Origin of the sequence: Amycolatopsis nalaikhensis (genome assembly GCF_030264295.1) — a bacterium.
Classification (GTDB): Bacteria; Actinomycetota; Actinomycetes; order Mycobacteriales; family Pseudonocardiaceae; genus Amycolatopsis; species Amycolatopsis nalaikhensis.
Window position 1 is genome coordinate 6851859 of the sequence record NZ_CP127173.1, and the last position, 23637, is coordinate 6875495.

26 protein-coding genes are annotated in these 23637 nt (G+C 71.9%); 20 read left to right on the forward strand and 6 right to left on the reverse strand.

The features are described from left to right. The first annotated feature begins 83 nt into the window (after positions 1 to 83). The 3 genes from QP939_RS33540 to QP939_RS33550 are packed head-to-tail and all read left to right on the forward strand — an operon-like array spanning position 84 to position 2348. Complete coding sequence (locus QP939_RS33540) at positions 84 to 479, forward strand: GntR family transcriptional regulator (RefSeq protein WP_285450264.1); 396 nt, start codon at positions 84 to 86, stop codon at positions 477 to 479. A gap of 13 nt (positions 480 to 492) precedes the next feature. Continuing rightward, positions 493 to 1377, forward strand: a complete 885-nt coding sequence (locus tag QP939_RS33545) for an ABC transporter ATP-binding protein (RefSeq protein ID WP_285450265.1) — start codon at positions 493 to 495, stop codon at positions 1375 to 1377. Then, positions 1374 to 2348 (forward strand): ABC transporter permease, encoded by a 975-nt coding sequence (locus QP939_RS33550; RefSeq protein ID WP_285450267.1) that lies wholly within the window; start codon positions 1374 to 1376, stop codon positions 2346 to 2348. Before QP939_RS33545 ends, QP939_RS33550 begins: the two co-directional genes overlap by 4 nt. Before the next feature lie 16 nt (positions 2349 to 2364). On the opposite strand, the gene QP939_RS33555 is transcribed toward QP939_RS33550, so the two are convergent. Both QP939_RS33555 and QP939_RS33560 read right to left on the reverse strand, forming a co-directional pair. Further along, positions 2365 to 3219: an SAM-dependent methyltransferase gene (locus QP939_RS33555; RefSeq protein WP_285450268.1), complete on the reverse strand. Its 855-nt coding sequence runs from the start codon at positions 3217 to 3219 to the stop codon at positions 2365 to 2367. A 77-nt stretch (positions 3220 to 3296) separates the two neighbouring features. Then, positions 3297 to 3479: a hypothetical protein gene (locus QP939_RS33560; protein WP_285450269.1), complete on the reverse strand. Its 183-nt coding sequence runs from the start codon at positions 3477 to 3479 to the stop codon at positions 3297 to 3299. 200 nt (positions 3480 to 3679) lie between these two features. Here QP939_RS33560 and QP939_RS33565 point away from each other — a divergent pair, with 200 nt between their 5' ends. After that, positions 3680 to 4414 carry a sugar phosphate isomerase/epimerase family protein gene (locus tag QP939_RS33565; RefSeq protein WP_285450270.1) on the forward strand — a complete coding sequence of 245 codons (735 nt, stop codon included), beginning with the start codon at positions 3680 to 3682 and terminating at the stop codon, positions 4412 to 4414. Next, positions 4411 to 5511: a Gfo/Idh/MocA family protein gene (locus tag QP939_RS33570; protein ID WP_285450271.1), complete on the forward strand. Its 1101-nt coding sequence runs from the start codon at positions 4411 to 4413 to the stop codon at positions 5509 to 5511. Before QP939_RS33565 ends, QP939_RS33570 begins: the two co-directional genes overlap by 4 nt. Here the strand turns inward: QP939_RS33570 and QP939_RS33575 are convergent. Continuing rightward, on the reverse strand, positions 5508 to 6095 hold the full coding sequence (locus QP939_RS33575) for a TetR/AcrR family transcriptional regulator (protein WP_285450272.1): 588 nt from the start codon (positions 6093 to 6095) through the stop codon (positions 5508 to 5510). The genes QP939_RS33570 and QP939_RS33575 overlap by 4 nt on opposite strands. 123 nt (positions 6096 to 6218) lie before the next feature. On the opposite strand from QP939_RS33575, the gene QP939_RS33580 reads away from it, so the two are divergent. From QP939_RS33580 to QP939_RS33615, 8 genes are all read left to right on the forward strand, one after another. Beyond that, positions 6219 to 6992, forward strand: a complete 774-nt coding sequence (locus tag QP939_RS33580; protein WP_285450273.1) for a DeoR/GlpR family DNA-binding transcription regulator — start codon at positions 6219 to 6221, stop codon at positions 6990 to 6992. Beyond that, positions 6989 to 8182, forward strand: coding sequence for an MFS transporter (locus QP939_RS33585; protein ID WP_285450274.1), 1194 nt, complete (start codon positions 6989 to 6991; stop codon positions 8180 to 8182). Before QP939_RS33580 ends, QP939_RS33585 begins: the two co-directional genes overlap by 4 nt. Positions 8183 to 8361: 179 nt before the next feature. Further along, on the forward strand, positions 8362 to 9255 hold the full coding sequence (locus tag QP939_RS33590) for an ABC transporter ATP-binding protein (protein WP_285450276.1): 894 nt from the start codon (positions 8362 to 8364) through the stop codon (positions 9253 to 9255). A 22-nt stretch (positions 9256 to 9277) separates the two neighbouring features. Beyond that, positions 9278 to 9997, forward strand: coding sequence for an ABC transporter permease (locus tag QP939_RS33595; RefSeq protein WP_285450277.1), 720 nt, complete (start codon positions 9278 to 9280; stop codon positions 9995 to 9997). Continuing rightward, a complete protein-coding gene (locus tag QP939_RS33600) occupies positions 9994 to 10962 on the forward strand; it encodes an ABC transporter substrate-binding protein (protein ID WP_285450278.1) in 969 nt (322 codons plus the stop codon). The genes QP939_RS33595 and QP939_RS33600 overlap by 4 nt, the downstream gene beginning before the upstream one ends. Beyond that, the gene (locus QP939_RS33605) at positions 10959 to 11669 is read left to right on the forward strand and encodes a cysteine hydrolase family protein (RefSeq protein ID WP_285450279.1); all 711 of its coding nucleotides are present in this window, start codon (positions 10959 to 10961) and stop codon (positions 11667 to 11669) included. Before QP939_RS33600 ends, QP939_RS33605 begins: the two co-directional genes overlap by 4 nt. After that, positions 11666 to 13090, forward strand: coding sequence for a UbiD family decarboxylase (locus tag QP939_RS33610; RefSeq protein ID WP_285450280.1), 1425 nt, complete (start codon positions 11666 to 11668; stop codon positions 13088 to 13090). Before QP939_RS33605 ends, QP939_RS33610 begins: the two co-directional genes overlap by 4 nt. Next, positions 13090 to 13803, forward strand: a complete 714-nt coding sequence (locus QP939_RS33615) for a GntR family transcriptional regulator (protein ID WP_285450281.1) — start codon at positions 13090 to 13092, stop codon at positions 13801 to 13803. Before QP939_RS33610 ends, QP939_RS33615 begins: the two co-directional genes overlap by 1 nt. Position 13804: 1 nt before the next feature. Here QP939_RS33615 and QP939_RS33620 read toward each other — a convergent pair whose 3' ends face one another. Genes QP939_RS33620 through QP939_RS33630 form a run of 3 tightly spaced genes read right to left on the reverse strand, consistent with a single transcriptional unit; the run spans position 13805 to position 16030 of the window. Next, a complete protein-coding gene (locus QP939_RS33620) occupies positions 13805 to 14497 on the reverse strand; it encodes a GntR family transcriptional regulator (RefSeq protein WP_285450282.1) in 693 nt (230 codons plus the stop codon). Continuing rightward, complete coding sequence (locus tag QP939_RS33625) at positions 14494 to 15408, reverse strand: LysR family transcriptional regulator (RefSeq protein WP_285450283.1); 915 nt, start codon at positions 15406 to 15408, stop codon at positions 14494 to 14496. The genes QP939_RS33620 and QP939_RS33625 overlap by 4 nt, the downstream gene beginning before the upstream one ends. Before the next feature lie 10 nt (positions 15409 to 15418). Further along, positions 15419 to 16030 carry a UbiX family flavin prenyltransferase gene (locus tag QP939_RS33630; protein ID WP_285450284.1) on the reverse strand — a complete coding sequence of 204 codons (612 nt, stop codon included), beginning with the start codon at positions 16028 to 16030 and terminating at the stop codon, positions 15419 to 15421. Positions 16031 to 16189: 159 nt separating this feature from the next. Here QP939_RS33630 and QP939_RS33635 point away from each other — a divergent pair, with 159 nt between their 5' ends. From QP939_RS33635 to QP939_RS33665, 7 genes are read left to right on the forward strand one after another with little or no spacing between them, the layout of a single operon-like run. Continuing rightward, positions 16190 to 17194, forward strand: coding sequence for an amidohydrolase family protein (locus tag QP939_RS33635; protein ID WP_285450285.1), 1005 nt, complete (start codon positions 16190 to 16192; stop codon positions 17192 to 17194). Then, positions 17191 to 17979 (forward strand): alpha/beta fold hydrolase, encoded by a 789-nt coding sequence (locus QP939_RS33640; RefSeq protein ID WP_285450286.1) that lies wholly within the window; start codon positions 17191 to 17193, stop codon positions 17977 to 17979. Before QP939_RS33635 ends, QP939_RS33640 begins: the two co-directional genes overlap by 4 nt. Beyond that, the gene (locus tag QP939_RS33645) at positions 17976 to 18845 is read left to right on the forward strand and encodes an FAD binding domain-containing protein (RefSeq protein WP_285450287.1); all 870 of its coding nucleotides are present in this window, start codon (positions 17976 to 17978) and stop codon (positions 18843 to 18845) included. The genes QP939_RS33640 and QP939_RS33645 overlap by 4 nt, the downstream gene beginning before the upstream one ends. Beyond that, positions 18838 to 19320, forward strand: coding sequence for a (2Fe-2S)-binding protein (locus QP939_RS33650; protein WP_285450289.1), 483 nt, complete (start codon positions 18838 to 18840; stop codon positions 19318 to 19320). The genes QP939_RS33645 and QP939_RS33650 overlap by 8 nt, the downstream gene beginning before the upstream one ends. Beyond that, positions 19313 to 21655, forward strand: coding sequence for a xanthine dehydrogenase family protein molybdopterin-binding subunit (locus QP939_RS33655; protein WP_285450291.1), 2343 nt, complete (start codon positions 19313 to 19315; stop codon positions 21653 to 21655). Before QP939_RS33650 ends, QP939_RS33655 begins: the two co-directional genes overlap by 8 nt. Further along, positions 21655 to 22254 carry an SRPBCC family protein gene (locus QP939_RS33660; protein WP_285450292.1) on the forward strand — a complete coding sequence of 200 codons (600 nt, stop codon included), beginning with the start codon at positions 21655 to 21657 and terminating at the stop codon, positions 22252 to 22254. The genes QP939_RS33655 and QP939_RS33660 overlap by 1 nt, the downstream gene beginning before the upstream one ends. A 10-nt stretch (positions 22255 to 22264) precedes the next feature. After that, positions 22265 to 23596, forward strand: coding sequence for a uracil-xanthine permease family protein (locus QP939_RS33665; protein WP_285450293.1), 1332 nt, complete (start codon positions 22265 to 22267; stop codon positions 23594 to 23596). The last annotated feature ends 41 nt before the right edge of the window (positions 23597 to 23637 follow it).

Sequence of the window (23637 nt, forward strand, 5' to 3'; positions counted from 1 at the left end):
CCCTATGCCCGGCGGCCGCTCCTTGACAGGGGCGCGTTCCCGGGTGTTGTCTTAATGTCGTAAGACAATAGGAAGGTGGGCGGGTGATCGAGTTCGTCCTGGACGGCCGCTCCAGGGTCGCCACGTACATGCAGCTCGTCGTGCAGGTGAAGCAGGCGCTGCGGGTCGGCCTGCTGCGCCCCGGCGACCAGCTGCCGAAGGTGCGCGACGTGGCCCAGGCACTGGCGATCAACCCGAACACCGTGCTCAAGGCCTACCGCGAGCTGGTGCTGGAAGGGCTCGCCGAAGGCAAGCCGGGGGTGGGCACGTTCGTCACCGGCAGCCTGGCCGGGCCCTCGCTGGGCAACCAGGCGGCGCTGCGCGACGAACTGGTCGCCTGGCTGGAGCGCGCCGAAGCCGCGGGGATGTCCACCGAGGACATCGCCGCCTTGTTCGAGACCACGTTGCGCGGTGCCGCGGTGCCGCACGACCTGTCGTAGGGGAGTTCCGGAGATGGAACCGGCGGTGGAAACCCGGGCGCTGGGCAAGCGCTACGGACGGACATGGGCCTTGCGGGACTGCGCATTGGAGGTGCCCGCCGGGCGGATCGCCGCGCTGGTGGGCCCGAACGGGGCAGGCAAGACGACGTTGCTGCACCTGGCCGTCGGGCTGCTGAAGCCCGACGAGGGGGAGGTGCGCGTGTTCGGCCGCGAACCGCGGTCCGTGCTGCCCGACATCGGGTTCGTCGCGCAGGATACGCCGCTGTACCGGGACTTCACGGCGGCGGAGCTGATCACCATGGGCGGCAAGCTGAACCGCCGCCGGTGGGACGCCGCGCTGGCCCGCGAACGGCTCGCCATGCTCGGCATCCCGCCGGACAAGCCGGTGGGCAAGCTCTCCGGCGGCCAGCGGGCGCAGGTCGCGCTGGCGCTGGCCTTGGCCAAGCGCCCGCGGCTGCTGCTGCTCGACGAGCCCATCGCGAGCCTGGACCCGTTGGCGCGCCGCGAGTTCATGCAGACGCTCATGGGTGCGGTGGCCGAGAGCGAGACCACCGTGGTGCTGTCCTCGCACCTGCTCGCCGACCTCGAACGCAGCTGCGACTCGCTGATCGTCCTGCAGCAGTCCCGCGTCCAGCTGGCCGGCGCGGTCGACGAACTCCTCGAAAGCCACCGGACGCTCACCGGCCCGCGCGCGGGGAGCGAGGCCATCGCCGGGGTCGCGAAGGTGGTCCGCGCGAGCCACACCGAACGCCAGTCGACGCTGCTGGTCCGCCGCGGCGACGGCCCCATCGATCCACTGTGGACGGAGCACGAGGTGACCTTGGAAGACGTGGTGCTGGCCTACCTCGCCGACGCGGACACGCGCGTCGGCGCGGCCGCGTGGGGGGTGCCGGCATGATCTGGCTGACCTGGCGCCAGCACCGCAAGCAGGCGCTGTTCACGCTCGTCGCCCTCGGGGTCCTCGCCGCGATCATGGTGCCCACGGGCCTGGCGATGCACACGAAGTACGACAGCCTCGGCCTCGCCGCGTGCCGGGGCGCGCTCGGCACCGCGTCGCTGATCACGCAGACCGAGGCGGCCGCGAACTGCGAAAGCCTCTCCCACCAGTTCCAGCAGCAGTTCACCGGCATGGTGTTCGTCGCCGTCCTGTTCGTCATCCTCCCGGTGCTGGTCGGGGTGTTCTTCGGCGCGCCGCTGGTGGCCCGCGAGGTCGAGCAGGGCACCCACCGCCTGGTGTGGACCCAAGGCGTGAGCCGCCTGCACTGGGCGCTGGTGAAGTTCGGCCTGGTCGGCGCGATCACCGCGGTGCTGGCGGTCGGGTACGCGCTGGGGGTGTCGTGGTGGTTCCGGCCGCTGGTCTCCGCGAGCACCGGACGGCTGACCTACTTCTCGTTCGACGTCCAGGGCATCGTGCCGGTGGTGTACACGCTGTTCGCGCTCGCGCTGGGTGTCTTCGCGGGGACCTACGGGCGCAAGGTGCTGCCCGCCATGGGGATCGCGCTGGTCGGGTTCGCGGCCGTCCGCGTCGCCGTCGAGGTGCTGGCCCGGCCGCGGTACCTGCCGTCGCGGACGCTGACGTTCGCCCCGACGGGCAAGCAGACCCCGAACCCGGCCTCGGGTGACTGGGTGATGTCGGAGGGCGTCCGCAACGCGGCCGGCGAAATGGTGCTGCCGGACGCCCGGATCGGCCCCTGCCCGCCGGGTGGCTGCGGGAACACCGGTGGCGCGGGGCCCGGGGCGTACAACTGGATGGAATACCAGCCGGGGGACCGGTTCTGGACGTTCCAGTTCATCGAGACGGGGATCTTCGCGCTGCTGACGGCCGCCCTGCTGTACTTCGCGATCCGGCGGCTGCGCACCATCGCCTGACCCGCCGCGGCGTCGGCTACGGCTTGTAGCCGACGATCCCCGCGACGCACTTGGCCGAGTTCGACAGCGGGGTGAGCCGGGGCCCGTCCGGCCACCACTCGTCGCAGACCGCGAGGCCGGGGGCGGACGTCGCGTTGGGCTGGATGAGTTCCAGGCCGGCCATCATCGCCTCGATCTCGGCGCGGGTGCGGAACCGGCCGGCGCCGAGCGGGCCCTGGACCAGGATCTGCTCGATGCGCTTGGCGATCTCGGTCAGCTCCGGCACCTCGGGGTCGAAGAAGTGCGACAGCACCACGTACGAGCCCGACGGCAGCGCGTCGATGTACTCGCGCATGATGTCGACGACGCCGTCGCCCTCGAAGTGGTGCATCGTGCCGACCTGCAGCAGGGCGACCGGTTCGGCGAAGTCGATGTGGCGCAGCACCTCCGGGTGGCCCAGGACGTCCTGCGGCTTGAAGATGTCCGCCTCGACCATGTGCGTGAAGTCGTTCTCGGCGAGCAGGGCGCGCCCGTGCGCGAGGACCACCGGGTCGTTGTCGATGTAGACGACGTTGGTGTCCTTGTCGATGCGCTGGACGATCTGGTGCGTGTTCTCCGCGGTCGGCAGGCCGGAGCCGCAGTCGACGAACTGGCGGATCTTGGTCTGGTTCGCCAGCATCCGCAGCGCGCGGTTGTGGAACCCGCGGTTGCCGAGCGCGATGTGCACGGCCTCGGGGACGGCCGAGCGGATCTTCTCCATCACCACGCGGTCGACTTCGTAGAAGTTGTTGCCGCCGAGGAACCCGTCGTAGATCCGCGCGATGCTCGGCCGGGTGGGGTCGACGCCCACCGGCGTCTGGCTCGGCGACGGCGTGGACGGGGCGTCGGACATGGCGACCTCGCAGGACTTCGGCGGGTGGCGTGGGGCCACCCAGCGTAGTAGGTCGCGTCCGGCGGGTAAACGCGAGGTCAGCCGCTCGGCCGAAGCCGCTGGTCGGGGATGTCGGCGGCGCGTTCGCGGCGCAGCCGCGCGAGGTGCTGCTCGATCCGGCGGTCGAGGTCGCGCGCGGCCTCGGACAGTTCCGTCAGGTCGCGACGGGACGCCGGGTGCCCGACGGCCCCCGTGTCCACTTCGTCCCCTGCCCTGTCCACTACCGGCACCTCCTGGATCGGATCGGCCCTGACCCCCGTTCAAGGCGTTACTGCCCCAACGGACGCGAGCCAAAACACCGCGGGTGGTGATGTCGGGCACTCGTGCCGCCGTCCGGTGGACCGGCCGGTGAATCCCTGGTGCCAATTTTGACCAGGTGGTAGAAATTGAGGACCTGACACCGCGACCTCAGGAGCTGGGGATGAGCGAGCTTTCCGTGCAGCTTTACTCGGTCCGCGACGCCTTCGCGGCCGATCCCGACGGCACCCTGCGGCGGCTCGCCGCGATCGGATTCGCGCACGTCGAGCCGTACGGCGTCGTCGAAAACGCCGAAGCACTGCGGGCCGGGCTGCCCGCGCACGGCCTGACCGCGCCCACCGCGCACGCCCGCCTGCTCGGCGCCGACCAGCACGCCGTGTTCGCCACGGTCGCCGAGCTGGGCATCGGCCTGGTGATCGACCCCATGGTCGGCCCCGAGCGGTGGCAGGACGCGGCCGACGTCGCGGCCACCGCGGATGCCCTCAACGCCGCCGCCAAGCTGGCCGCCGAGCACGGCGTTCGCGTCGGCTACCACAACCACTGGTGGGAGCTCGAGTCCCGGATCGACGGCCGCAGCGCGTTCGAGGTGCTCGCCGGACAGCTCGACCCGGCCGTCGCCTTGGAGGTCGACACCTACTGGGCCACCGCGGGCGGCGAGGACGCCCCCGCCCTGCTGCGCCGGCTAAGCGAGCGCGTCCGGGCCATCCACGTCAAGGACGGCGGGCTCGCGACCGACGCCACCGGCCAGGTCCCCGCCGGGCAGGGCAGCGTCCCGATCGCCGAGGTACTCGAGGCCGCGCCGGATGCGCTGCGCGTGGTCGAGTTCGACGCCTTCGACGGCGACCTCTTCGCGGCCATCGCCGCCAGCCACGCCTTCCTCGCCGGCGCGCACCGGTGACCGGCGGGCCGGTCGGCGTCGGGATCATCGGCGCCGGCGTCATCAGCGGGACATACCTCGAGAACCTGACGAGCTTCCCGGACGTCCGGGTGCTGTGGGTGGCCGATCTCGACACCGAGCGCGCCGCGGCTCGCGCGGCCGAGTACGGGGTGCCGCGCTCGGGCACGGTGCCGGAGCTGCTCGCGGACCCCGAGGTCGAGATCGTCGTCAACCTGACCATCCCGGCTTCCCACGTCGACGTCGGGCTCGCCGCCGTCGAGGCGGGCAAGCACGTCTGGGCGGAGAAGCCGCTCGCGCTGGACCGCCAGACCGGCCGCAAGCTGCTGGACCGCGCGCGGGAGAAGGGCCTGCGCGTCGCGAGCGCGCCCGACACGGTGCTCGGCGCCGCGCTGCAGACCGCGCGCCGGGCGGTGGACGCGGGCCGGATCGGCCGTCCGCTGACCGCGTTGGCCTTGTTCCAGGTGCCGGGGCCGGAGGTGTGGCACCCGGCGCCGGAGTTCTACTACCAGCCCGGCGGCGGGCCACTGCTGGACATGGGCCCGTACTACCTGACGGCGCTGGTGCACCTGCTCGGCCCGGTCCGGCGCGTCACCGGGGCCGGCGGGCGGGCGCGCGAGACCCGGGTCGTCGGGTCCGGGCCGCGGGCCGGGACGGAGTTCCCCGTGGCCGTGACGACCACGGTCGCCGCGCTCGTCGAGTTCGAGCGCGCGGCCGCCCAGCTTGTCCTGAGCTTCGACTCGGCGCTCAAGCGCACCGGCCTGGTCGAGCTGACCGGCACGCTCGGCACCGCCGTCCTGCCGGACCCGAACCGGTTCGACGAGCCGACCCGGCTGCACCTGCTCGGCCACGACGAGCCGGACGAGCTGGCGGCGGACGGGCACGCGGCCTCGCGCGGCACCGGGACGCTCGAACTGGCGCGGGCGATCCGCGCCGGGGTGCCGGAACGCGCGTCGGGCGAGCTGGCCTACCACGTGCTGGACGCGATGCTGGCCATCGGCGAATCCCTGACCCGCGGGCAGACCGTCGAGGTCGCGAGCACCGTCGACGTCCCGCCGCCGCTGCAGCCGGGCTGGGACCCGTACGCGAAGACCCTCTAGAGCGGGACGGTGAGCAGGTTCTGCAGGTAGAAGCGCAGCGAGCCGACCAGGTCGACGTCGCCGGGCACGGTCAGCCACTGGACCTGCAGGCCGTCCATCAGCGCGATGAACGTCAGCGCCGCCATCCCGGGGTCGACGCCGTCGCGCAGTTCGCCGCGGGCCGCGAGGGCCTCGAACGACTCGTGCACGCCGTCGCGGGCGGCCCGGTAGTGGCGCTCGAAGTACTCGTGCGCCGGGTGGTCCGCGGCCACCGCCTCGGCGGCGAGCCGGGAGTAGAGGTCGACGATCCCGGGGTGGCGGACGTTGTGCTCGGCGAGCGCGACGAAGTGGCGCAGCACGTCGAGCCCGGGCGGGACGGTCAGCCGTTCCCGCTCGGAGTCCTCGGCGTCGCGCCGTTCGAGCACGGCGGCGAGCAGGGCTTCCTTGGTGGGGAAGTAGTAGAGGAGGCCGGCGTGGGAGATGCCGACGCGCTTGGCGATCTCCCGCAGCGACGATCCGTGGTAGCCGAGCTCGCCGTAGGCCGCGGCGGCCGCCGTGATGATGTCCTCGCGGCGGATCCGGCCCTTCAGGTAGCCCCCGGTCACGGGGTCGCGGTGGTCTCGGCGGCGTGCACGGCCCCATCATGCCCCAGCCGGATTTCGCACAACCGACGTGAGCGGACGAACAAATCGATTGTGCGAACGCCCGCGCCTTGCGAGCATCACGGCGTGAAGAGCGCGGAGCGGCAACGAGTCATCGTGGAACGGCTGCGTGCCGCCGACCAGGTCGCCGTCGCGGAGCTGGCCGAAGCCACGGGCGCGTCGGAGATGACGGTCCGCCGCGACCTGGACCTGCTGGCGACGCGGGGAGTGCTGCGGCGCGTGCACGGCGGTGCGGTCCCGGCGTCGACGGGCATCGAGCCTCCGTTCGCGGCCCGGGCGACGGCCTCGGCCGAGGCGAAGCGGGCGATCGCCGCCGCGGCGGCGGAGCTGATCCGCGACGGCGAAACGATCGTCCTCGACAGCGGCACGACGGCCCTCGAGCTGGCCCGCCTGCTCAGGGGACGCGCGGTCACGGTCATGCCGCTGTCCCTGCACGCGGCCCGCGAGCTGGCGGACGACCCGTGCGTCCGGCTCCTGCTGCCCGGTGGCGAGCCACGTCCGGGAGAACAGGCCCTGGTCGGCCCGCTGACGTGCGCGTCGTTGCGGGCGCTGCGGTTCGACGTCGCGGTGTTGAGCCCGTGCGCGTTCGGCCTCGACTCGGGCCTCACGGCGTTCGACCTGGGCGACGCGGAGGTCAAGCAGCAGGCCCTCGAGGTCGCGGCCCGGACGATGGTCCTGGCGGACAGCGCCAAGTGGGGCCGCGCGGCGCTTGCCCACGTGTGCCCAGCCGACCGGGCGGACGTGGTGATCACGGACCCGGGCGCCCCCGAAGACCAGCGTGCGGAGCTGGCCGAACGCGGCGTGCTCGTGCACGTCGCCATCCCCACGGAGAGCCGATGACAACGACCCCGCCCCGCCCGCGCGCCGCCCGGTTCGCGACGTTCATGTTCTTCGGCCTCAACGGTTTCGCGATGGGCATGTGGGTGGTGCACATCCCGAACGTCGAGCGCGCGACGGGCATCTCGCACAGCACGCTGGGCGCACTGCTGCTGGTGCTGGGCGGCGCGGCCTTCGCGGGCATGCAGATCTCCGGGCCGCTGGTCGACCGGTGGGGCCACCGCCGCCTGGTCCCGGCGGCGGGCATCCTCCTCGGCTTGGCGTTGTGCGCCCCGGGATTCGCGAACTCGTGGTGGACACTGGGGTTGTCCCTGATCTTGTTCGGCTTCGGCAACGGAGCGATCGACGTGGGCATGAACGCCCACGCGGTGGTGGTGGAGCGGGCGTACCCCCGCCCGATCATGGCGGCGTTCCACGCGATGTGGTCGATCGGCGGAGCGTTCGCGGCGGTGATCGGCGCGGCAACGCTGGGAGCGAACGTGCCGACGGGCATCACGCTGACGGGCACGGGGTTGCTGTGCGTGCTGCTGTCGGTGGCATCGGCCCGCTTCCTGATGGAGCCATCCGACGCGCCCGAGCCGGAAGTGGAGACCCCCGAGACCACCCCGGTCCGCCGCCGCACCCCGGCGCGCGTCGTGTGGTTGCTGGGCCTCCTGGCCCTGGCGTTGATGCTGTCGGAGGGCGTGGCGAACGACTGGGCGGCACTGCACATGGAGAAGGTGCTGAACACATCGGCATCAACGGCAGCGCTGGCATACGGGGCATTCGCGGTGGCGATGACAACGGGCAGGTTCCTGACGGACCGAGTGGCGGCCTGGGCAGGCCCGGCGGCGATCGTCCGCTACGGAGCGACGCTGGCAGCGGTGGGCCTGACCACGGCGGCGGCGGCGCCATGGGTACCGCTGTCGCTGGTGGGCTGGGCAGTGTTCGGCTTGGGCCTGTCGGGCGGGGTACCGCAACTGTTCACGGCAGCAGGCAACCTCGACACGCGAGCATCGGGCGCCCTGATGGCAAGGGTGGTCGGCCTCGGCTATGTGGGATTGCTGGCGGGCCCAGCCCTCATCGGCGGCCTGACAAGGTGGATGCCGTTGAACGTGACGTTCGCGGTACCGGTCATCCTCTGCATCCTGGCGGCGGTATTCGCGGGGGTGCTGAGCCCCAAGCCGGAGAAGGTGGAACAACCGGTGTCCTGAGCACACCCACACTCCTCCCGAGTGTCGACAGTTAAGGATCACCGCCGCAAAGAACCCTTGACATTAGCCGCGTCACAACCGCAGACTCTCCCGAAGTGTCGACACCTTGCGATCCGCAGTGCAGCCATCGGCAAGGAGGAGCGGTAAGTGAACCACCCAGCGAACCCGGGGACGAGCCGATGACCGTCCCGAACATCTGCCTGGACGCACGGGACCTGCTGCTCGGGCACCAAGCCCGCCGCGGCAGCGGGTTCTCGACGGCGTGCCAGGACCTGAACCTCCAGATCCGCGACGAAGAGTTCGTGGTCATCGTCGGCCCGAGCGGCTGCGGCAAGACGACGTTCCTCGAAGCCGTAGCCGGACTGGTCCCAGTCGCCGGAGGTGCCCTGGAACTGGCCGGCCGTCCGATCACGGGCCCCGGCCCGGAGCGGTCCCTGGTCTTCCAGCACGCCTCGCTCTACCCGTGGCGCACGGTCCTCGACAACGTCCTCTTCGGACCCCAAGTCCAGGGCAGGCTCAACGCGCAGACCCGCAAGCGAGCCGAAGAACTGCTCGAGATCGTCGGCCTGGCCAAGGTGGCGAAGAAGTACCCGCACGAGCTGTCGGGCGGCATGCGCCAACGCGTCAACCTGGCCCGGGCCCTGGCCACGGACCCGACGCTCCTGCTGCTCGACGAACCGTTCGGTGCCCTGGACGCCCAGACCCGCGAGAACCTGCAGGACGAGTTGCTGCGGATCTGGCAGGCGGAGAGCGTCAAGAAGACGGCGATGTTCGTGACCCACGACGTCAACGAGGCGGTGCTGCTCGCCGACCGCGTGCTCGTGTTCTCGCCGTCGCCCGCGCACGTCGCCCTGGAAGTGGTCATCGACGTGCCCCGCCCGCGTGACGCCGCCTGGCGGCGCAGCGCCGAGTTCCTGGCCTACGGCGACAAGATCCTCTCGGCCCTCCACCACGAACCCGCAGCTTCGGAGCCGAACCATGACAACAGCGTCTCTCCCGCGCACGACACCAGCACCGACAGCACCGACACCGCAGGCGTCGGCGAGCTCCGGCTGGGCGCGGCGACACCGTAGCGGCCTGCTCGGCGCGGCCGGGATGGCGATCGTCCTGGTGCTGTGGCAGCTTTCGACCGCGCTCGGCCTCGTCGACGTCTCCTTCAGCAGCAACCCGCTGCGCATCGCCGCGGCCGAAGGGAAGCTGTTCGGCTCCGGCGAGATCTACCCGGCGCTCGGCGCGACCGGCCTGGAACTGCTGTGGGGCCTGGGCATCACGTTCGTCCTCGGCATCCCGGTCGGGCTGGTGCTGGGCCGCAGCAAGATCCTGCACGACATGACCGAGCCGATGGTCAACATCCTCTACTCGGTGCCGTACGTGATGTTCCTGCCGATCATCATCTTCTGGTTCGGCATCGACAACACCTCGCGCGTGATCGTCATCGTGTGGGCGGCGATCCTGCCGCTGATCATCAACATCACCGCGGGGGTCCGGAACCTCGACCGCGACTACACCCGCGTCGCGACGGTGTTCTGCACGCCGCGGCTGAAGTTCTTCTATACCATCGCGTTGCCCGCGACGCTGCCGTACATCCTCGCGGGCGTGCGGCTGGCCGTCGGCCGCGCGCTGGTCGGCGCGATCGTCGCCGAGCTGTTCCTGGCCAGCCAGGGCCTCGGCTACTTCGTGCAGACGCAGACCTCCAACTTCAACATGGACTCGGCGATGGCCGGGATCGTCCTCCTCGCCGTGCTCGCCCTGCTGCTGAACTGGGCGGTCCGGCTCGTCGAACGCCGATTCACCCACTGGGCAGGTGCACAATGAAGATCTTCCTCGCCGCGGCGAGCCTCGTGCTCGGACTCACCGCGTGCTCCGGCGCCGCGGGCGCGGGCGGCACGGTCACCGCCGACAGCAACGGCGCGCTGCCGGTCACCATTGGTTACACCGCGCTCGGCGCGGGCTACTCCGACCTCTACACCGCCCAGGACTACGGCATCTTCGCCAAGCACGGCTTGAACGTGAAGCTCAACCGGCTCAACGACAGCTCGCAGCTGGTCGCCGGGCTGGCCAGCAACAGCGTCCAGATCGGCGTCGGCGTCGCGGCCGACACCGCGGCGGCGATCATGAAGGGCGCCGACCTCAAGTACGTCGCCATGTCCGAGCCGCACTACAACCTCGAGATGTGGGCGAGCCCGGACGTCAAGTCGGTCGCCGAGCTCAAGGGCAAGAAGGTCGCCATCACCTCGCCCGGCTCGGAAAGCGACTTCGGGCTGACCGCCCTGCTGGAGGCGAACGGCCTCAAGCGCGAAGACGTCACGGCGGTGTTCGTCAAGGGCGTGCCGGCCGAGGTGGCCGCGCTGGGCAGCGGCGCCGTGTCGGCGATCCTCACCCAGCCGCCGAACGGCACCGAGAGCCGCGAGAAGGGCGCGCACCGGCTCGCCGCGCTGTCGAACATGCCGTTCCCGCTCGGCGCCTACACCGTGCAGTCGAAGTACCTGCAGAACAACCGCGAGGTCGTCAAGCGGTTCGTCGCCGCGGAAGCCGAGGCCCTGCAGTACATCCGGAGCCACAAGGACGAGACGGTGAAGAGCATCCAGAAGTACAGCGGCGTGAAGAGCACCGAACTCGCTTCCTACGCCTACGACTTCTTCCTCGACGTCTGGGCGAAGACCCCGGTGGTGGACGAGAAGGTGATCAAGCAGGCCTTCGACGAAGCCGCGGAGAACGCGAAGACGACTCCGCCGTCGGACATCGCGAAGTACATCGACAACAGCCTCGCCACCTCATGACCGGTCCGTTCGCCGCGGAGTGGGAGAAGTACCTGACCGAACGGGACCGCGCGCTGCTCACGGCGACGTCGTGGGCGAAGCGGAGCCCGTTCGGTCTGGGGGACAACGTGGCCGTGCTGGTCGTCGACCTGTACTACGCGGCGCTGGGCCTGCCGCAGCAGGACATCCTCGACGCGGTCGGCGACTGGCCCAGCGCGTGCGGGGAAGACGGCTGGGCCGCCGTCGACCGGACCGTCCCGCTGCTGCGCGCGGCGCGGGACGCCGGGGCGCCGGTCATCTACTTCCACGCGACGCCGGCGCGGTACGGCCGGTGGAACCGCAAGCCGGGCTCGGCGCTGGCGCCGAAGTCCACTGTGGACCCGAACGCGATCGTGTCCGAAGTGGAGCCGTGGGCCGACGACATCGTGCTGGAGAAGATCGGGCCCAGCTGCTTCCACGGCACCCCGCTCGACACCATCCTCCGAGCGGGCGGGCACGACACGCTGCTGGTGGCCGGTGAGGCCACCAGCGGGTGCGTGCGCTCGACCGTCGTCGACGCCTGCACCCGCGGCTACCGGGTCGGCGTCGTCGGTGACTGCTGTTTCGACCGGTTCGAGGCCTCGCACTGGCTGAGCCTGTTCGACCTGGACCAGAAGTACGCGGACGTGCTGACCGCCGAAGCGGCGATCGGCCACCTCCGCCAGACCTCGCGGAGGACCGTGGCATGACCGACCTGCGGAAGTGGCTCGCCGAAGCCGAAGCGGCGGGGGAGGCGCAGACCGTCGAGGGCGCCCACTGGGAACTCGAGATCGGCGCGCTGTCCCAGGTCAACTACCGGCGCGGCACGCCGAAGGCGCTGGTGTTCGACTCGATCAAGGACTACGCGCCCGGGATGCGGGTGCTGTCCGGTTCGGTCAGCAACCCGCGGCTGCTCGGGTCGGTGCTCGGGCTCGGCTGGGACAACACCGACGAGGACCTCGTCGAAAAGCTGGCGGTCAAGCCGGGGGAGTGGATCGAGCGGTCCGGTGACTTCCGCGCGGTGACCGTGGCCGACGGCCCCTTGCTGTCCCATGTGGACGACGAGATCGACCTGTTGAAGTTCCCGGTGCCGCGCTGGCACGAGGGCGACGGCGGCCGCTACATCGGCACCGGCTGCGCGGTGGTCACCCGCGACTACGACACCGGCCGGATCAACCTCGGCGCCTACCGGATGCAGGTGCAGGACGAGGGCCGCTCGGTGAGCGTCAACATCGAGGCGGGCAAGCACGGCGCCCAGCACCTGCGCCGGTGGTTCGAGGCCGAGGGCCGGGCGCCGATCGCCGCGTCGCTCGGCCACCACCCCGCCTACCTGGTGGCGGCCGGGGTCGAGGTGCCCGGCGACGTCTCGGAGTACGACTACGTCGGCGCGATGGCCGGCGCGCCGGTGCGCACGGTGGCCGGGCTCGCGACCGGGCTGCCGCTCCCGCACGACGCCGAGATCGCCGTCGAAGGCTGGGTGCGGCCGGACCACAAGCGCCCGGAAGGCCCGTTCGGCGAGTGGACCGGCTACTACTCCGGTTCCCGCGACCCGATCCTCACCATCGACGTCGAAAAGGTCTACTACCGCGACAACCCGATCCTCCTCGGCGCGCCTCCGGGCAAGCCACCGCACGACTACTCGTACATGCGCACGGTGATGAAGTCCGCGATCATCACGGACTCGCTGCGCAAGACCGGGCTGCCGGGCCTGCGAGGGGTGTGGGCGCACGAGGCGGGCGGCGGGCGGTCGCTGCTGATCGTGGCGATCGAGCAGCGGTACGCGGGACACGCGCGGCAAGCGGCGTACCTGACGTCGCAGCTGCCGAGCGCGGCGTACATGAACCGGTTCACCGTGGTGGTGGACCACGACGTCAACCCGCGCGACCTCGGCGAGGTCGTCTGGGCGATGTGCGGGCGGACCGACCCGTCGATCGACATCGAGGTCATGAAGCGGACGTGGGGCAGCCGCGTCGACCCGCTGACGCTGCCCGGCGCGGTGGCGTTCAACAGCCGCGCGGTCATCGACGCGTGCCGCCCGTTCGAGCGGCTCGGCGACTTCCCGGCGGTGGCCGAGTCGAGCCCCGACCTGGTCGCGTCGGTGAGCAGGCGCTGGCCGGAAGTGCTCGGTTAGTGACCGCGGTGGGCTCGCCGGATCTGCCGGACCTGCGGCGGGAGCTGCTCTTCACCGCGCTGCGCGGGGTGGAGGGCGGCTCCTCGCTGGCGTTCACGATCTTCCAGGAGGTCGCGGTCGGCATCGTCGAGGGGCGGCTGCCGCCGGGCCACGAGGTCAACTCGGCCGAGCTGGCCCGCCGGTTCTGCACCTCGCGCACCCCGGTGCGGGAGGCGTTGCTGCTGCTGGAGCGCGAGTCGCTGGTGATCATCCCGCCGCGCCGCCGCCCGTACGTGTCCCCGGTGGACATGACGCAGGTGCGGGAGATCTACGAGATCCGGTCGAGCCTGTACGCGCTGGTCAGCGAACTGGTGGTGGCGCGCGCCTCGGACGAGGAGATCCACGGCCTGCGCCGGTGGCAGGCCTCGCTGGCGGCGGACGCGAAGGCGGGCGACGTCGACGCGTACTTCTGGCACAACGTGGGCTTCCGCAACGCGGAGGTGGGCCTGTCGAAGAACGGCGAACTCCAGCGGCGGCTGAGTTCCCTGGGCCTGCAGATGCACCGCTTCCGGCACCTGAGCCTGTCGTTGCCGGGGCGGCTGCTGCATTCGGTCGCGGACCACGAGAGGTTGGTGAACGCGTACGCGGACCGGGACGCGGGCCTCGCGGCGGCGGTGAGCCGGTCCTTGGTGATGCGCGGCTACCGGGCGATCGAACGCGCCGGCGGCGTCTGACTCAGTCCGCGAGCCCCGACCAGCCGGAGGCCTCGATGGAGTGCAGCCCGGTCATGATGATCGACCGCGTCAACGCCACCGCCAGATCCGCGTCCCGGTCCGCGTACGCCGCCAGCAGCCGCTCGTGGTCCGCCACCGAACGGTCCAGCCGCCCCGGCAGCGACAAGCTCACGTGCCGCAGCTGCAACGTCCGCAACCCCAGCGAACCCAGCAACCGCGTCAGCTGGCGGTTGCCGGCCACTTCCGCCTCGGCCTGGCGGAAGGAGACGTTGTGCCAGAAGTACGCGTCGACGTCGCCGCGGGCCGCGTCCTCGCGCAGGTGCGCCTGCCACTCCCGCAGCCGGGACAAATCGGGCCCCCGCGCCACGATCAGCTCGCTCACCAGCGCGTGCAGGCTCGCCCGGATCTCGTACAGCTCCCGCGCCTGCGCCAGGGTGACCGGCGCGACCCGCGGCCGCTTCCGGGCCGGGATGTCCACCAGCCCTTCGCGTTGCAGCGTCAGCAACGCCTCCCGCACCGGGGTGCGCGACGTCGAGAACCGGCGCGCCAGGTCGACGGAGTTGACGTCCGCGCCCGGGGCCAGTGAGCCGTCGATGATCCGGCGGGCCAGGTCCTCGACGATCCGGTCGACCAGCGAGACGTCCGTGCGCCCGTCGAGCAGCATCCGGCGCAGGACGTCGGGCGGTTCGGTCACGCGGGTTCCTCCGGGTCGGTGGTCGCTACCACCCGCAATACTTCCAGCATCTGTGCCGCCGCGGGGGGATGACTCGCCTCCAGCAGCCGCACGGCCGCGATCCGCCGCCTCGGTGCCGCGCCCGCGATCGGCACCGCGACGACGTCGGGGCGCTGGGCCACCAGCGCGAGCCGCGGGGCCGCCCCGATCCCGATGCCGGCCGCGACCAGGCCCTGCACCGACAGGTAGTCCTCGGTCGCGAACCCGATCCGCGGCTCGAACCCCGACAGCCGGCACAACGTCGTGAACGCCTCGTCGTAGGGCGGCCGGTGGCTGCGCACCACCCACGTCTCGCCCGCCAGCTCCCGCAGCTCCACTTCGGACTCCCCGGCGACCGGGTGGTCCAGCGGCACCAGCACGCACAGCGGGTCGTCGGCCAGGTGGACCCACTCGACGTCGGCGGGCACCGAGCGCGGGTCGAAGTCGTAGTCCCAGACCAGGCCGAGGTGGATCGAGCCGTCGCGCAACGCCGCGGTCATGTCGGACGCGTGCGCCGAGCGCAGCACGATCTTCGTCTCCGGGTAGCGGCGCTGGTACTCGCGCACGACGCGGGGGATGAGGTCGGCCCCGGCCGTCGGGAACGCGCCGAGCCGCACCGACGAGTGCCGCGCCTTCAGGTCCAGCATCTCCTGTTCGATGTGGGCGATCGTGCCGAGCAGCCCGGTGCTGCGCTCGGCCAGCAGCCTGCCCGCCTCAGTGAGCTCGATCCCGCGCGAACCGCGCAGCATCAGCGGCACGCCCAGCTGCCGCTCGAGCAGCGCCATCTGCTGCGAGACGGCGGAATGCGTCATGAACAGGGCCTCGGCCGCCGCGGTGAACGAACCGTGTTCGGCCACCGCGGAGAAGATCTGCAGCCGTCGCGCCTCGAGCACTCGCCCTCCGTCAGCCGCGGGGCAGCAGGTCGGCCGGGTCGGCCCTGGTCAGTTCGCCGTCCCACGGTTCCGGCGCCAGCTCCCATAGTCCCACCCGGGCCAGCGCGCGGCGAGCGGTGTAGTCCACCAGGTCCCCGACCGTCTGCGGCCGCGGGTAGAACGCGGGCACCGGCGGCGCGACGATCGCGCCCGCCTCGGTCACCGCGACCATCGCCCGCAGGTGCCCGAGGTGCAACGGCGTCTCGCGGACCATCAGCAGCAGCGGGCGGCCTTCCTTGAGGCAGACGTCGGCGGCGCGGCTGACCAGTTCGTCGGTGTAGCCGGTGGCGATCGCCGAGAGCGTCTTGATCGAGCAGGGCGCGACCAGCATGGCCGCGACCGGGAACGAGCCGGACGCGATGGCCGCGCCGATCTCGCCCGGGCGGTAGGTGACGTCGGCGAGCGCGCGGACGTCGGCCAGCGTGAGGTCGCATTCGTGGCGCAGGGTGAGGATCCCGGCCTTGGACAGCACCAGGTGCGTCCGGATGTCCGGCCGCTCGCGCAGGAGTTGCAGGATGCGCACGCCCAGGCACGCTCCGCTGGCGCCGGTGATCGCCACGACCACGTTCCGGGTTTCCGTCACGACCGCCGCCTTTCCCTTGAGGACTCCCATCGCAACACGAACGCCGGTGAGAAGCGAGGCCTCCGCTGCCAGATCTGCTTACGGCTCCTGCCAGGAAAGCGCGCTGGTTCCCGGGCGGGGGGCCGACTTAGCGTCGGAGCACCAACCCGACCGGTGGAGGTGAGTCGGACGGAAGTCCTCGACACGCACGCGCACATCGTGCCCCGCTCGCTGCTGAGCGCGCTGGAAGACGCCCCCGTCGCGGGGTTTTCGGCGCGGCGCACCGACCAGGGCTGGGTGGTGGCGGTGCCCGGCACCGGCGACACCCGGCCGATCGGCGCGCGGATGATCGAGCCCGCGCCCCGCGAAGCCTGGCAGCGGCAGGCCGGCGTCACGCGGCAGGTCCTTTCGCCGTGGCTGGACATCCAGTCCGCGCCGCTCAACCCGGCGCGCGCCCGTGACTGGGCGCGCACGGTCAACGACGCGATGGCCGAGTCGGCCGCGGACGCGAACACGGTGGCGCTGGCCTCGGTGGCCGTCGACGACGGCGACCGGGCGGCCGACGACGTCCTCGAAGCCTGGAAGCGCATCGAGTTCGCCGGGCTCATCCTCAACACGGACCCGCCCGCGGGCCCGGCCCCGCACGAGGCGACGTACGATCCACTGTGGACCGTCGCGGCCGCCGAAGGCATCCCGGTGGTGCTGCACCCGCCGACGTGCGGGCCGTCCGGCGACCTCACCTCGCTCGGCACGATGGGCAACGTCCACGGCAGGCTGATCGACAACTCCGTCGCGGTCACCAAGCTGATCCTCGCCGGTGTCCTCGACCGGCACCCCGCCCTGCGGCTGGTCCTGGTGCACGGCGGCGGCTTCCTGCCCTACCAGGCCGGTCGCCTCGACGGCGGCTACCGCACGAAGGAAGCCTTCGCGGGCGAGCTCGAGCGCGGCAAGCCGTCGGCCTACCTGGGCGAGTTCCACTACGACACGGTCGGCCTGTCCGGTCCGGCGATCGCGTTCCTCGCCGGGCTCGTCGGGCCCGGGCGGGTGCTGCTCGGCAGCGACTACCCGTTCGCGCTCGGCGACCCCGAACCGGTCCGGACCGTCCGCGAAAGCGGCCTCGACGACGCCTACGTCGAAGCGATCCTGCACACCAACGCCGAAACGCTGTTCCGGAGGCCCGCATGAGCACCCCCACCGCCGGGCCGCTGGCCGTCCGCCGCCGCGGCGCGGGCGACCCCTTGGTGCTGCTGCACCCGCTGGCGTTGTCCGGCGAGCTGTGGACCCCGCTCGCCGAGGCGCTGTCGGACGAGTTCCAGGTGTTCGCCCTCGACCTCCGTGGCCACGGCGACAGCGCGTGGGACGGCAAGCCGTTCCGCATCGAAGACCTCGCCGACGACGTCGCGCGGGCCCTCGACGAGCTAGACCTGCCCTCGGCGAGCCTGCTCGGCCTGTCGATGGGCGGCAGCGTCGCGGTGAACTTCGCCGGGCGGTTCCCGGAGCGCGTCCGCTCGCTCGTGCTGGCCGACACGACGGCCTGGTACGGCGAAGACGCCGTCGCCGCCTGGGCCGAGCGCGCGGAGAAGGCCGTAACGGTGCCGCGGGCGAAGCAGGTGCCCTTCCAGCTGGACCGCTGGTTCTCCCCGGAGTTCCGGGAGCGGCACCCGGAGGAGGCCGACCGCGTGGTCAAGATCTTCCTGCGCACCAACAGCGAAGCCCACGCCGCCGCGTCGATCGCCATGGGCGCCATGGACTCCCGGCCGCTGCTGCCCGCGGTCACCGCGTCGACGCTGGTGCTGGTCGGGCGCTACGACTACGCGACCCCGCCGTCGATGGCGCGCACCCTCGCCGACGGCATCCCGGACGCCGAGCTCGAGATCCTGCCCGACCTGCGGCACCTGTCCCTCGTCGAAAGCCCGCTGCTGGCCGGCCGCGTCCGGCAGCACCTGCGCCGCGTCACGGAGACCCGATGAAACCCGCCCCCTTCACCTACCACGCACCCCGCGAGCTCGACGAAGCGCTGGAGCTGCTGCGCGAGCACGGCGACGAGGCCAAGGTCCTCGCCGGCGGCCAGAGCCTGATGCCGATGCTCAACTTCCGCCTCGCCCACATCGAGCACCTCGTCGACATCAACCGGCTCGGCGGGCGCTGGGAGACGCCGACGTTCGGCGACACCACGATCACCATTCCCGCGCTGGTCCGGCAGCGGCAGCTCGAACGCTCGCCCGAGGCCGCGCGGCTGCTGCCGGTGCTCACCGAGGCCCTGCACCAGGTCGCGCACCCGCAGATCCGCAACCGCGGCACGGTCTGCGGCAGCCTCGCCCACGCCGACCCGGCGGCCGAGCTGCCGAGCGTGCTCACCGTGCTGGACGCGAAGTTCACCCTCGCCTCGGCCCGCGGGGTCCGCACGGTCCCCGCCGCCGACTTCTTCCTGTTCCACCTCACCACCGCGCTGGAGCCGGACGAGCTGCTGCTGGAGGTGAGCGTCGAGCGGCCGGGGGCGAACCACTTCTCCGCGTTCCGCGAGTTCGCCACCCGGCGCGGCGACTTCGCGCTGGCCGGCGTGGCCGTGGTGTGCGAAGTGGACGGTGGCGTCGTCACGGCGTGCCGGATCGCGGCCGCCGGCGTGGCCCCGACCCCGCAGCGGCTGACCGACGCCGAACAGCTGGTCGTCGGCCAGCCCCTCGGACCCGACCTGGGCGCGGCTGCCGGCGCCGCCGCCCGCGCCCAGGTCGATCCCACCGGCGACATCCACGCGAGCGCCGAGTACCGCGCCCGGCTCACCGGCGTGCTGGTCAAGCGCGCGCTCGCCGACATCACGGAGAAGGCCCATGCCTGAAACCACCCACCGGGTCCGGGGCACGGTCAACGGGCAGACGTTCGACGAGACCGTCGACGCCCGCCTGACGCTCGCGGACTTCCTGCGCGAAAAGCTGCGGCTCACCGGCACCCACCTCGGCTGCGAGCACGGCGTCTGCGGGGCGTGCACGGTGATCGTCGACGGTGCCGCCACGCGCTCCTGCCTGATGCTCGCCGTCCAGGCCGACGGCGCGGCGCTGGAAACCGTCGAAGGCCTGGCCACCGACGGCGAGCTGGCCCCGCTGCAGCAGGCCTTCAAGCGCAACCACGCCCTGCAGTGCGGGTTCTGCACCCCGGGCTTCCTGATGAGCGTCACGGCCGCCCTGCGTGAAGACACCGTCGCCGACGAGGCACAGGCTCGCGAGGTGCTGAGCGGGAACATCTGCCGCTGCACCGGCTACACCGGGCTCGTCCAGTCCGTTTTGGACGTCGCGAAAGGACAGTCCGATGCCTGAGATGATCGGCGCGCGGCTGCCGCGCCGCGAGGACGAGCGGCTGCTCACCGGCCGCGGCCGCTACCTCGACGACCTCGACCTGCCCGACGCGCTGGCCGCGGCGTTCCTGCGCTCGCCGCACGCGCACGCCCGGATCACGGCGTTCGACGCCACCGCGGCCCGCGCGCTGCCCGGCGTCGTCGCGGTGTTCTCCGGCGCGGACCTGCTGGAGATCCAGAAACCCCTCGCCCCCAAGGTTCAGCACCCCCAGCTGCGCGACTACCCGCGCCTGCCGATGCCGCCGGAGGAACTGCACTACGTCGGCGAGCCACTCGCCGTCGTCATCGCGGAGTCGCGGTACATCGCCGAAGACGCGCTGGAGCTCATCGAGGTCGACTACGAGGTGCTGCCCGCGGTCGGTTCGACGGCCGCGGCGCTGCGGCCCGGCGGCCCGCTCGCGCACAGCGGTGACGAGTCCAATGTGGCCGTCCTGCTCACCCAGAGCGCCGGGGACGCGGCCGAAGCACTGCGGACCGCGCCGCACACGCTGAGCGAAGAGTTCCACCAGATGCGCGGCGGCGGCCACTCGATGGAACCCCGCGCCGTGGCCGCGCGCTTCGAGCCCGCGACCGGGCAGCTGACCATCTGGGACACCACCCAGTCGCCGCACTACGCCCGCCAGCAGCTGTCGATGATCTACGAGATGGCCGAGGACGACCTGCGCGTGATCGCCCCGGCCGACGTCGGCGGCGGCTTCGGCCCGAAAGCCCAGTTCTACGGCGAAGAAGTCGTCATCCCGTGGGTCGCGAAGAAGCTGCGCCGCGCGGTGAAGTGGGTCGAGGACCGGCAGGAGAACTTCGTCTCGGCGATGATGGAACGCTCGCAGACGCACCGGGTCGAGGTCGGCTTCGACGACGACGGGCGCCTGCTGGCGGCCAAGGACGTCATCGAGCACGACCAGGGCGCGTACTGCGCCGGGCTGCAGGTGCCGTCAATCACGACGTCGACCGTGCCCGGCCCGTACAAGGTGCCGAACATCGACATCGAGCTGCGGGCCTGCTACACGAACATGGTCCCGACGTCCTCGGTGCGCGGCGCGGGGCGCCCGCAGGCGGTGTTCGTGATGGAACGCATGATGGACCGGATCGCCGCGCACCTCGGCCTGGACCCGGCCGAAGTCCGGCGGCGCAACCTGATCCAGCCCGACGAGTTCCCGTACCAGGTCGGGATCATGTTCCGCGACGGCAGCCCGCTCACCTACGACAGCGGGAACTTCCCGGCCCTGCTGGAAGGCGCGCTCGAGCGGATCGGCTACGACGAGGCCCGCCGGGAGCAGGCGCGGCTGCGTGAGGAAGGCCGGTACGTCGGTATCGGGCTCGCGGTGTACGTCGAGGGGTGCGGCCTCGGCCCGTACGAGGGCGCGAAGATCCGCGTCACCAACCGCGGCCGGATCCTCGTGACGCTCGCGGCGGCCGGGCAGGGCCAGGGTTACGAGACGGTCTACGCGCAGATCGCCGCCGACGGCCTCGGCCTCGACATGGGCCGCATCGACGTCACGACCGGGGACACCGCCCGGATCCCGTTCGGCCAGGGCACGTTCGCCTCGCGGATCACCGCCACCTGCGGACCCGCCGTGTTCGACGCGGCCAAGCAGATGCGGGCCCGGTTGTTCGACACCGCGGCGGTGCTGCTCGGCTGCGACGCGTCCGAAGTGGACTTCGTCGGCGACCTCGTCTGCCTGGGCGGCGACCGCGAGAAGTCCGTTTCCCTGCAACAGCTCGCGCAGGTCGCCAACATCGGCAAGCACGGCATCACACTGCCGCGCGGCATCACCGCCGGGCTGGAGACGGCCAGCTACTTCTCGCCGGAGCGGGCGGCCTACGCCAGCGGCGCGCACGCGGCCTTGGTCGAGGTGGACCCGGAAACGGGCGGGATCACCATCCTCAAGTACGTCATCGGCCACGACTGCGGGACCGTGATCAACCCGCTGCTGGTCGACGGCCAGGTCCTCGGCGGCTTCGCGCACGGCCTCGGCAACGCGATGTACGAAGAGGCCGTCTACGACGAAGAAGCGACCCCGCAGGCGACGAGCTACCTCGACTACGCGCTCGTGTCGTCGGCCGAAGTCCCGCCGGTCGACCTCTTCCACATCGAATCGCCGAGCCCGCTCAACCCGCTCGGCGTGAAGGGCGCGGGGGAGGGCGGCACCGTGCCGCCGCCGGCCGCGATCGCCAACGCCGTCGAGGACGCGCTGCGCCCGCTCGGCGCCCGCGTGACCCGCGCGCCCGTCACCCCCGCCCGCGTCGTCGACGCGCTCCTCGCCGCCGCCTCGGTCGCCGGAAAGAAGGTCAGCTGATGCTCATCGAGAACTCCTTCGAGGTCGCCGCCGACCCCGACGAGGTGTACCGGTTCCTCCAGGACGCCCACAACGTCGCCGCCTGCTTCCCGGGCGCGGAGCTCGTCGAGGACCTCGGCGACGACTCCTACCGGGGCAAGGTGAAGATCAAGGTCGGCCCGGTGACCGCGGCCTACCAGGGCGTGGCGAAGGTGGTCGAGCGCGACGCCGTCGCGCGCACCGCGGTGCTGCTGGCCGACGGCAAGGACACCAAAGGAGCCGGCACGGCCAAGGCCCGCGCGACCATGCGCGTGACCCCGGCGGGCGAGGGCGCGAACGTCGTGCTCGCGACCGACCTGACGATCTCCGGGAAGCTCGCGCAGTTCGGCCGCGGGATCATGGCCGACGTCTCCGGCCGCATGGTCGGGGAGCTCGCGTCCCGGGTCCGGGACCGCATCGAGCACGGCGAGGAGCCCGTGGCCGAAGAAGCCGCGCCGGTGGCCGCACCGCCGGTCGCCGAGGCGCCGCCGATGAAGGCCCTCGAACTGGCCCGGATCGTGCTCGCCGGGATCCTCGAACGCTGGGCGGCGCGCCTGCGGACGCCGCGTCCCGCCCGGTGACGGCGTCGCGATGACCACCCGCATCAGCGTGCCGACGTCGGCCACGCCCGTGTTCGACGTCGGCATCGACGACAAGGTCCGCGTCTCGAGCGCGATCGGGCTGGGGATCCAGAACATCCTCGGCATGGCCGGCCTGCTGATCTTCCCCGCATTGATCGGCACCGCGTTCAAGCTCTCCGCCGCGGACACCGCCTACCTCTACGGCGTCACGTTCATGACGTCCGGGCTGGTCGTGGTCCTGCAGTCGGTCCTGCTGCTCCGGTTGCCGATCATCCAAGGCCCGTACGCGGGTTCGCTGGCCGCGCTGCTGGCCGTCGGGCACGGGCCGGGCGGGCTCGGCGCGGCGTTCGGGTCGATGGTCGTCGCCGGGCTGATCTGGTGCGTGCTCGCGATCCCGCTCCGGCGGTTCGGGCCGGTCGCGTACCTGGCCCGGTTCGTGCGCGACCCGATCGTCTCCGGCGTGCTCGTGCTCATCCTGGCCACCCAGCTGACCAGCACCGCGCTGCCGAACTGGCTGGGCACGCCCGGCAAACCCGGCTTCCCCTGGGTGAACCTGCTCGCGGGCGGCGTCGCGGCGGCGCTGGTCATCGCGTTGACGTTACTGCCCAAGGGAACCCTGCTGCGCCGGGGTGCGGTGCTGGTGGCGGTGGTCGCCGGGACGATCGTCTACGCGTTCCTCGCGCCGACGAGCTTCGGCGCGGTGGGGGAGAACCTCGGCGTCACCGTGCCGCGGATCTTCCCGTTCGGCTTCGCGGTGCGCGGCGAGCTGGTGCTGATCTTCTTCATCACGCTGCTGCCGGCGATCGCGGAGAGCATCGCCACCTACGACATCGTGGCGGACTGGGGCGGGCAGGAGCTGTCCGGCCACCGGGCGTCCCAGGGCGTGTTCGGCGAAGTGCTGGGCAGCACCGTCGGCGCGGTGTTCGGCGGGCTGTCCACCTTGGCCTACCCGGACAACATCGGCCTGCTGCGGGTGACGAAGGTGGGCTCGCGGTACGTCACGCTGGCCACCGGCGTGATCCTGCTGGTGCTGGGCGGGCTCGGCCCGTTCGACCGGCTGTTGCAGGCCGTGCCGCTGCCGGTGCTGGCCGCGGCGGGCACGGTGCTCTTCGGCGTGCTGTTCGCCAGCGCGATCGACGTCCTGTCCGGCGTGCACTGGTCCCGCGGAAACCTGATGCTGGCCGGCTTCCCGTTCATCACGGCGATCGGCGGCCTGTTCGTGCCGGCGGCGACCCTCAAGGCGATGCCGACGGTCGTGCAGCTGGTCCTCGCGCAGCCGCTGATCCTCGGCACGGTGCTGCTGGTGGTGCTGAAGCTGGCGTTCGGGTTGCGCCGGGACTAAACCCCGCCGCGGCCTCGCGCGTGGAGGCGCGGGGTGATGCG

Coding starts and splice junctions, on each gene's coding strand:
- QP939_RS33610 (WP_285450280.1), top strand. CDS start 11,666: ATGACCGACCTGCGGAAGTGGCTCGCCGAAGCCGAAGCGGCGGGGGAG.
- QP939_RS33665 (WP_285450293.1), top strand. CDS start 22,265: ATGACCACCCGCATCAGCGTGCCGACGTCGGCCACGCCCGTGTTCGAC.
- QP939_RS33545 (WP_285450265.1), top strand. CDS start 493: ATGGAACCGGCGGTGGAAACCCGGGCGCTGGGCAAGCGCTACGGACGG.
- QP939_RS33600 (WP_285450278.1), top strand. CDS start 9,994: ATGAAGATCTTCCTCGCCGCGGCGAGCCTCGTGCTCGGACTCACCGCG.
- QP939_RS33660 (WP_285450292.1), top strand. CDS start 21,655: ATGCTCATCGAGAACTCCTTCGAGGTCGCCGCCGACCCCGACGAGGTG.
- QP939_RS33645 (WP_285450287.1), top strand. CDS start 17,976: ATGAAACCCGCCCCCTTCACCTACCACGCACCCCGCGAGCTCGACGAA.
- QP939_RS33650 (WP_285450289.1), top strand. CDS start 18,838: ATGCCTGAAACCACCCACCGGGTCCGGGGCACGGTCAACGGGCAGACG.
- QP939_RS33585 (WP_285450274.1), top strand. CDS start 6,989: ATGACAACGACCCCGCCCCGCCCGCGCGCCGCCCGGTTCGCGACGTTC.
- QP939_RS33555 (WP_285450268.1), bottom strand. CDS start 3,219: ATGTCCGACGCCCCGTCCACGCCGTCGCCGAGCCAGACGCCGGTGGGC.
- QP939_RS33550 (WP_285450267.1), top strand. CDS start 1,374: ATGATCTGGCTGACCTGGCGCCAGCACCGCAAGCAGGCGCTGTTCACG.
- QP939_RS33605 (WP_285450279.1), top strand. CDS start 10,959: ATGACCGGTCCGTTCGCCGCGGAGTGGGAGAAGTACCTGACCGAACGG.
- QP939_RS33595 (WP_285450277.1), top strand. CDS start 9,278: ATGGCGATCGTCCTGGTGCTGTGGCAGCTTTCGACCGCGCTCGGCCTC.
- QP939_RS33565 (WP_285450270.1), top strand. CDS start 3,680: ATGAGCGAGCTTTCCGTGCAGCTTTACTCGGTCCGCGACGCCTTCGCG.
- QP939_RS33590 (WP_285450276.1), top strand. CDS start 8,362: ATGACCGTCCCGAACATCTGCCTGGACGCACGGGACCTGCTGCTCGGG.
- QP939_RS33655 (WP_285450291.1), top strand. CDS start 19,313: ATGCCTGAGATGATCGGCGCGCGGCTGCCGCGCCGCGAGGACGAGCGG.
- QP939_RS33640 (WP_285450286.1), top strand. CDS start 17,191: ATGAGCACCCCCACCGCCGGGCCGCTGGCCGTCCGCCGCCGCGGCGCG.